Source organism: Actinophytocola sp. (genome assembly GCF_035634895.1).
Taxonomy (GTDB): domain Bacteria; phylum Actinomycetota; class Actinomycetes; order Mycobacteriales; family Pseudonocardiaceae; genus Actinophytocola.
Map to the genome: position 1 here is coordinate 1 of NZ_DASQCC010000262.1, position 6,436 is coordinate 6,436.

A 6,436-nucleotide genomic window follows, 5' to 3' on the forward strand; every position below is an offset into this window, starting at 1 on the left:
GACGACGTGTTGCGCAAGCGTTTGCGCGCCCGCCCGGCCTGGCGCGGTTGGGACGAGGCCCGCATCGACGAGATGCTGGAGTTCGCCGAGTGGGTCCGCACGGCGAGCACGGACCCGCCGATGACCCTGCTGGACACGACCGCCCACACCGTCGGCGAGACGGCGGACGTGATCGAGAAGTGGGTGCGCGCCCGCCTGTCCTGAGATGCGACCTGCGCCACGATTGCTAGCACTCTGCTTGCAACTGCTAGCACTCCCGCGTACGTTCGAAGGTGTCACGAGGAGGTGGCCCCGGTGAACGAAAGTCCGATCGACAAGGTCGCCGACCTCGGACGGGACATCGGCGAGTACATCAAGCAGCAGCGCAGCAACGCGAAGATCTCGTTGCGCCAGCTCTCGAAGCTCGCCGGCGTGTCCAACCCGTACCTGAGCCAGATCGAACGGGGTCTGCGCAAACCAAGCGCGGAGATCCTGCAGCAGATCGCCAGAGGGCTGCGGATCTCGGCCGAGGCGCTCTACGTACAGGCCGGAATTCTCGACCTGCCGCAGGGCGGACCGGTGGTGGACGCGGTGCGTGCGGACATGACGCTCACCGAACGTCAGAAGCAGGTCCTGCTCGACGTGTACGAGTCCTTCCGCCGCGAGAACGCCACCCAAGAGCCTGAACACAAGGAGTGAGTGAAGATGCCAGCATTGCTGCCGACCACCGAGGACGTCCGCAAGGCCCGTGAGCAGGCCGTCGCGGTGCTCAGCACCGCCGCGGAGAGCGTGCGCACGCCGCTGCTCGCCGCGCTGGGCGCCGGCGACCTGGCCACGCAGGCCGTGGTCGATGCCGTGACCAGGGCGCGGACCAAGGTCAACGAGAGCGCCACGACCGCCCGCGAGTCGGTGCCGACCGACCTGGCCGGCCTGCGCGAGAAGGTCGACCCGGCCGAGCTGCGCAAGCTCGTCGACGAGTACACCGACGCCGCGCAGAAGCTGTACCAGAAGCTGGCTGGCCAGGGCGAGGACACGCTGACGAAGCTGAAGACGCAGCCCCAGGTCAGCAAGGGCATCGACCAGCTTGAGGAGGCCATCGCCACGCTGCAGCACCGCGTCGGCGACGTGGCCGGTGACGCCCGCGAGCTGGCCGAGGAGGTCCTGTCGAAGGTGACGCGCCGCACGCGTTCGGTGGGCGAGAAGACCGCTCGCCGGATCGAGAACGCCACCGAGGACGCGGCCGTGGCCGTCGAGGGTGCCGGTGCGGAGGTCGCGCACGACGTGCGCAGCGCCTCCCGCAAGGCCGCCAACCGGACGGCGCCGCGCAAGGCCGCCCCCCGGACCACGGCGACCACCCGCAAGACCAACGGTGCCACGAAGCCGACCACGAAGTAACGTCGTCGCAGTTCACCGCCCCCGCCGCTCAGCCGAGCGACGGGGGCGGTCTGCGTGATATGCCCGGTCCCGCTGGTCACACCGACAGGTCCGCACGTAGTCTGGGGCGGTGCCGGAGGAAGCGCTGACGATTCTCACAATCATCAAGTGGTGCGGGGTCCCCGTCGGGGTCTTCGCGTTCATCCACGCGTTGCTGCAGCGCCCGGACGCCTACACAGCCATCGACAGAATGACCAAACCGGCATGGCTCGGCATCACGGCGGGCGGCACCGTCGCGTTGGTCCTCTTCGGTCTCGCCGGCATCGGCTGGATGTTCTGGATCGCCGGCCTGGTCGCCACGCTGGTGTACATAGTCGACGTGCGGCCACGCCTGATCGAGGTACAACGCGGAAACCGATGGTGACCTGGAGCATCGCCGGCTCGCTGACCGTCGAGCCGGCCGTCGAACATCCCGAGCTGCTGGCCGATCCCGTCGTCAAGGCGCTGGCGTCGCTGCCCGATCCGGGTGACGTCGGCGTCGCCGCGATCGACCCGGACCTGGCCGACACGGCGGCCTTCTGCGAGACGTACGGCTCGCCACTGTCCGCCTCCGCGAACTGTGTCGTCGTGGCCGGGAAGCGTGCGGGGGAGGAACGCTTCGCGGCGTGCCTGGTGCTGGCGACGACCCGCGCGGACGTGAACGGCGTGGTGCGCAAGCGACTGGACGTCCGGAAGGCGTCGTTCGCGTCGATGGACGCGGCGGTGGAGCTGACCGGGATGGCGTACGGCGGGATCACACCGCTGGGGTTGCCGGCGGGTTGGCCGCTGCTGATCGACCCGGCCGTCGCGGCGGCGCCGGAACTCGTGATCGGCAGCGGGATCCGGGGGAGCAAGCTCCTCATCGCGGGCCCGACGCTGGCCGGCCTCCCGAACTCCGAGGTGGTCGAGGGCCTGGGCCGGTAGCGCCCGTCGGACCACCACTCGAAGCCCTGACCAGGCCCCTCACGGACGCCTCGTGCGAAAGTCCCTTTCGTGCGCCCCCAGGGGGTCCCCCGATTTCAACGCTACCGGTGAGCACCGACAGAACCGGGCGCACAAGCCACCATCGCCGAGATGTTCACCCACCCAACCCGTACGAAAGTCCCTTTCGTGCGGCCATGGGGGTCCCCCGGATTCAACGCTACGGCAGAGGGCCGACAGTTGGCCGTGCCGTCATCTTGCCAGTGACAATATTCGGCGCTATCTTGTCACCGACAAGACTGGAGGTTCCGCCGTGAGCGTCGAGCTGAGCATGGTTCGTCAGATGTGGAAGCTGCTCGAGCCGGTGCACGCGATCCTGTACTACGCCCCGGAGGTCTTCGCCCGGGTCGAGAAGCTCGGGTTCGACACCGACACCCGCTGGCCGAGCTACTTCCCCCTACGGGCCGCGCCTCTCGGCGCCGCCGGGCACGAGCTGGTGTCCGCCGCCTTCTACAGCTTCAACCCCGCGACGGTCGGCCGGCACGTCCCCGCCGCCTGGGCGATCGCCCCGCCCGGCGAGCTGCTCGCCGCCCGGCTCGACGGTGTCGGGGAGGCCCTTGATCGCCTCGCCGGCGACCACGACCTCGCCGAAGCCGCCGGCCTCGCCAGACGGCTCGCGGACGCCGCCGCCACCGCCGCCCGACCGCTCGGCGCCGCCAACGCCGACCTCCCCTGGCCCGCCGAACCCCACCTGGTCCTCTGGCACGCCGCGACGATCCTTCGCGAGACCCGCGGTGACGGCCACATCGCCGCGCTCCTCACCGCCGGCCTCGACCCCGTCGAGGCGCTCGTCTCCTTCGCGGCCGTCGGTGCCGCGCCCGTTGAGGTCTTCGCCAGCCGTGGGTGGTCGGCGCAACAGTGGGCCGACGCTCGGCAGCGGCTCGTCGAGCGCGGCTGGGTGAACCAGGACGGCACCGCCACCGACGCCGGTGCGGCCGGGCGCGAAGAGGTCGAGCGGATCACCGACGAGCTTGCCGCGCCCGGCTACCGGAAGCTGGGTACCGAGAACGTCGGGCGGCTGGCCCAACTGGTCATGCCGGTCACGATGGCCGTCGTCCGGAGCGGGTTGTTGCCCACGCGGAGCACCCTGGGCATGGGCGGATAGTGGACGGGCGGGGAGTCCCTCCGAAGAAGACTCCCCGCCCTCGTTAGTTGGCTCACAGTGCCCTCGGCTATGTAGACGCTGTCATCGGCCAGGTGGTTGCCCCAGCTCAGCCCGCAGTTGCGGGAAGACCTTCGCCACCTTCGCCGTCAGGTACTCCCCGTACGTGCCCTCGAACGCGAGCGGTGACCGACCGTCCCACCGCCGCCGGCCGTCCGGCCGGACCGCCGCGTGCGAGGGCAGCGGCGGCACCGACGCCGAGAAGTCCGGGTCGAAGAAGAACGGGAACGACAACCGGTCCCGCCCCGAGGTGTTCCGCACCCGGTGGGGCGTCGACCGATACCACCCGTTCGTCAGCCGCTCCAGCATGTCGCCGATGTTGCAGACGAACGTGTCCGGCAGCGGCGGCGCGTCCACCCACCCCTCCGGGGTGTGTACCTGTAGGCCGCCGTTGTCGTCCTGCGACAGCAGGGTCAACAGCCCGTAGTCGGTGTGCTCGCCGACGCCCCAGCCGGGCCCGTCCGCCGGCGGGTAGTGGAAGATCCGGAACAGCACGGTCGGGTCGGCCGTGTAGCCGGCCGAGAAGTAGTCCGGCGCCAGCCCCAGGCTCGACGCGACCCCGCGCAGCACCTCCTGCGCCACCCGCGTCAGCTCGTCCAGGTAGGCCAGCACCAGCGGCCGCAGCGCGGGCACCTGCCGAGGGAACAGGTTGGGGCCGTGCAACGGAAGTGCGTGCTCCGCCGGCAGCTCCGTGCCGAAGTACAGGCCCTCCTTGAGATCCGCGGCCCCGGACGTCAGCTCCCCACCCACCGGGAACCAGCCCCGCCACGCGCGGCCGCCGCGTGCCATCTCGATCTCGCGCTTCAGCTCGTCCGGCAGGGCGAAGAACTCCCGCGCGGCGGTGTCCAGAGAGGACCGCAACTCACCCGGCACGCCGTGCCCGGACACGTAGAAGAACCCGGACGACGTGCACGCGGCCTCGATCTGTGCCGGCACGTCGGCAGAGCGCAGGTCGATGACCGGCAGCATCAGAACACCACGGTCTTGTTGCCGTGCACCAGGATCCGGTTCTCCAGGTGCCAACGCAGCCCCCGCGCGAGCACGACCTTCTCGATGTCGCGGCCCTTCCGGACCATGTCGGGGATCGAGTCGCCGTGGCCCACCCGGATCACGTCCTGGTCGATGATCGGGCCGGCGTCCAGCTCCGCGGTGACGTAGTGGCACGTCGCGCCGATCAGCTTCACGCCGCGCCGGTAGGCCTGGTGATACGGCTTCGCGCCAACGAAGGACGGCAGGAAGCTGTGGTGGATGTTCAGTGCCCGCCCGGTCCAGTCCGCACACAGCCGCATCGGCAGGATCTGCATGAACCGTGCCAGCACGATCGCGTGCGGGGCCGCCGCGTCGACCACCCTCGCCACCTCCGCGAACGCGGAAGTCTTGTCCTCGCGGGGAAACGGCACGTGGTGGAACGGGATCCCGTGTGCCTCGGTGATCTTCGCCAGGTCCGGGTGGTTGCCGATGACCGCCGGCACGTCCACGTCCAGCTCCCCCGACGCCACGCGCCCCAGGATGTCGTACAGGCAGTGCCCTTCCTTCGACACCAGGATGACCACGCGCCGCCGCTCGTCCGTGTCGAGGATCTGCCAGTCGCCACCCAGCTCCGCGACCACCGCCGCGAACCGCGAGCGCAGCTCGTCCGGACCGATCGCCAGCGACTCGGCGGCCACCTCCTGGCGCGTGAAGAACCAGCCGGTGTCCTGGTCGGTGTGGTAGGCGGCCTCGACGATCGTGCCGCCGAGCTCGGCCAGGAACGACGCGATGGCCGCCACGATGCCGATCCGGTCCGGGCAGCCGAAGGTGATCACGTAACGGCGCGACATGGGCGACCCTCTCAGGGGATGTTGATCCCTGCGACGAGTGCGCGGTCCCCGCTCACGACCGCGTGGCTCGGCCGACGCCACACCGCCCGGTAGACGGCGTCCGCGGTGCCGACGACCGACGCGTCCGCGTCCAGCCCGCTGTTCAGCTCGGGCACACCCCGCGGTGGCTCGCCCGCCTTGGCGGTGACGAGCCATGCCCGTCCGGCGTCGGCCGCGTGGTACAGCACGGTGCCGCTGGCGTCGGCGGGCCGGTGAGTGATCATGAACGTGAGCGCCTCGTCGATGCCGTCCGCGGCGAACTCGGGGTCGAACACCAGGTGGTCGACCGCGTCGCCGTGGGCCGCGTGTTCGGCGTCGAGCCGGTGGATGCTGGTCTCGTGCGCCTGCCGCCGCGCCCACCACCCGGTGGTGCCGACGGTGGTGCCGAACGTCCACGCGGGGGCGTCGGGCCCGCGCTCCCGCATGCTGTCGACCAGGGTGTCCACCTGGTCGTCCCAGTAGCCGAGCAGGGACTCCCAGTCCTCGGGCGGCCGCTCGGCCTTCGGCGGTGTACCGCCCGGCTCGGGGTCGAGCGAGAGCACGACCCAGTTGTGCACGCGCGCGATGTGCCGCACGAGCCGCTGCACGTTCCAGTCCGGCACGGTCGGCACCTCCGCCACCGGCCCCGCCTTCACCGCGGCGGCCCGCAACGCGTCCGCCTGCTCCCGCACCCGTTCGAGGTAAGCGTCGTACTCCACGTGGAAAGACACTAGTGTCCCGCGCCGGAAATGCGGTGATCAAGTCGGTGGATGCAGGAAGCTGGGCCGCCGAATTAGTTGCCTGATTTCCGGCGCGGGACACTAGTAGGACTTTGTTAGTTCGTGATTGGGTGTGGGATGATCTTGGTGTGACCCCGGCAGAGTTGGATGCTGTTCGTGCTCGTCTGGAGGACTTCGCGGGCGAGGTGTTCGTGCCGTTCGCGCGGCGTGAGCAGCGTGTCAACGGTGGGTTGTATCTGCGGGGGTTGATGCTGGATGGTCGGCGGAAGTCGATGCAGCCGATGGCGGAACGTCTGGGGGTTGATCATCAGCGGTTGCAGCAG

At 70.1% G+C, this 6,436-nt stretch carries 9 protein-coding genes and 1 pseudogene; 7 read left to right on the forward strand and 3 right to left on the reverse strand.

The features are described 5' to 3' along the window. From VET29_RS40405 to VET29_RS40430, 6 genes and pseudogenes are all read left to right on the forward strand, one after another. Positions 1-204, forward strand: a pseudogene (locus VET29_RS40405) (nucleoside kinase); the annotation flags it as partial. A 90-nt stretch (positions 205-294) separates the two neighbouring features. Next, positions 295-678 (forward strand): helix-turn-helix transcriptional regulator, encoded by a 384-nt coding sequence (locus tag VET29_RS40410; protein ID WP_324931531.1) that lies wholly within the window; start codon positions 295-297, stop codon positions 676-678. A gap of 6 nt (positions 679-684) precedes the next feature. Then, positions 685-1,374 (forward strand): hypothetical protein, encoded by a 690-nt coding sequence (locus tag VET29_RS40415; RefSeq protein ID WP_324931534.1) that lies wholly within the window; start codon positions 685-687, stop codon positions 1,372-1,374. Between the two features lie 109 nt (positions 1,375-1,483). Continuing rightward, on the forward strand, positions 1,484-1,777 hold the full coding sequence (locus VET29_RS40420) for a DUF2516 family protein (protein ID WP_324931538.1): 294 nt from the start codon (positions 1,484-1,486) through the stop codon (positions 1,775-1,777). Then, positions 1,771-2,316, forward strand: coding sequence for a YbaK/EbsC family protein (locus VET29_RS40425; protein WP_324931540.1), 546 nt, complete (start codon positions 1,771-1,773; stop codon positions 2,314-2,316). The genes VET29_RS40420 and VET29_RS40425 overlap by 7 nt, the downstream gene beginning before the upstream one ends. Positions 2,317-2,626: 310 nt before the next feature. After that, on the forward strand, positions 2,627-3,478 hold the full coding sequence (locus VET29_RS40430; RefSeq protein WP_324931542.1) for an SCO6745 family protein: 852 nt from the start codon (positions 2,627-2,629) through the stop codon (positions 3,476-3,478). An 81-nt stretch (positions 3,479-3,559) separates the two neighbouring features. Here VET29_RS40430 and VET29_RS40435 read toward each other — a convergent pair whose 3' ends face one another. Genes VET29_RS40435 through VET29_RS40445 form a run of 3 tightly spaced genes read right to left on the reverse strand, consistent with a single transcriptional unit; the run spans position 3,560 to position 6,092 of the window. Continuing rightward, positions 3,560-4,504, reverse strand: coding sequence for an isopenicillin N synthase family dioxygenase (locus VET29_RS40435; RefSeq protein WP_324931545.1), 945 nt, complete (start codon positions 4,502-4,504; stop codon positions 3,560-3,562). Next, the gene (purU, locus tag VET29_RS40440; RefSeq protein WP_324931548.1) at positions 4,504-5,355 is read right to left on the reverse strand and encodes a formyltetrahydrofolate deformylase; all 852 of its coding nucleotides are present in this window, start codon (positions 5,353-5,355) and stop codon (positions 4,504-4,506) included. The genes VET29_RS40435 and purU overlap by 1 nt, the downstream gene beginning before the upstream one ends. 11 nt (positions 5,356-5,366) lie before the next feature. Then, positions 5,367-6,092, reverse strand: a complete 726-nt coding sequence (locus tag VET29_RS40445) for a maleylpyruvate isomerase N-terminal domain-containing protein (protein WP_324931551.1) — start codon at positions 6,090-6,092, stop codon at positions 5,367-5,369. 149 nt (positions 6,093-6,241) lie between these two features. On the opposite strand from VET29_RS40445, the gene VET29_RS40450 reads away from it, so the two are divergent. After that, positions 6,242-6,436: transposase (locus VET29_RS40450; protein ID WP_324931554.1), on the forward strand; the 195-nt coding region annotated here is incomplete at its 3' end.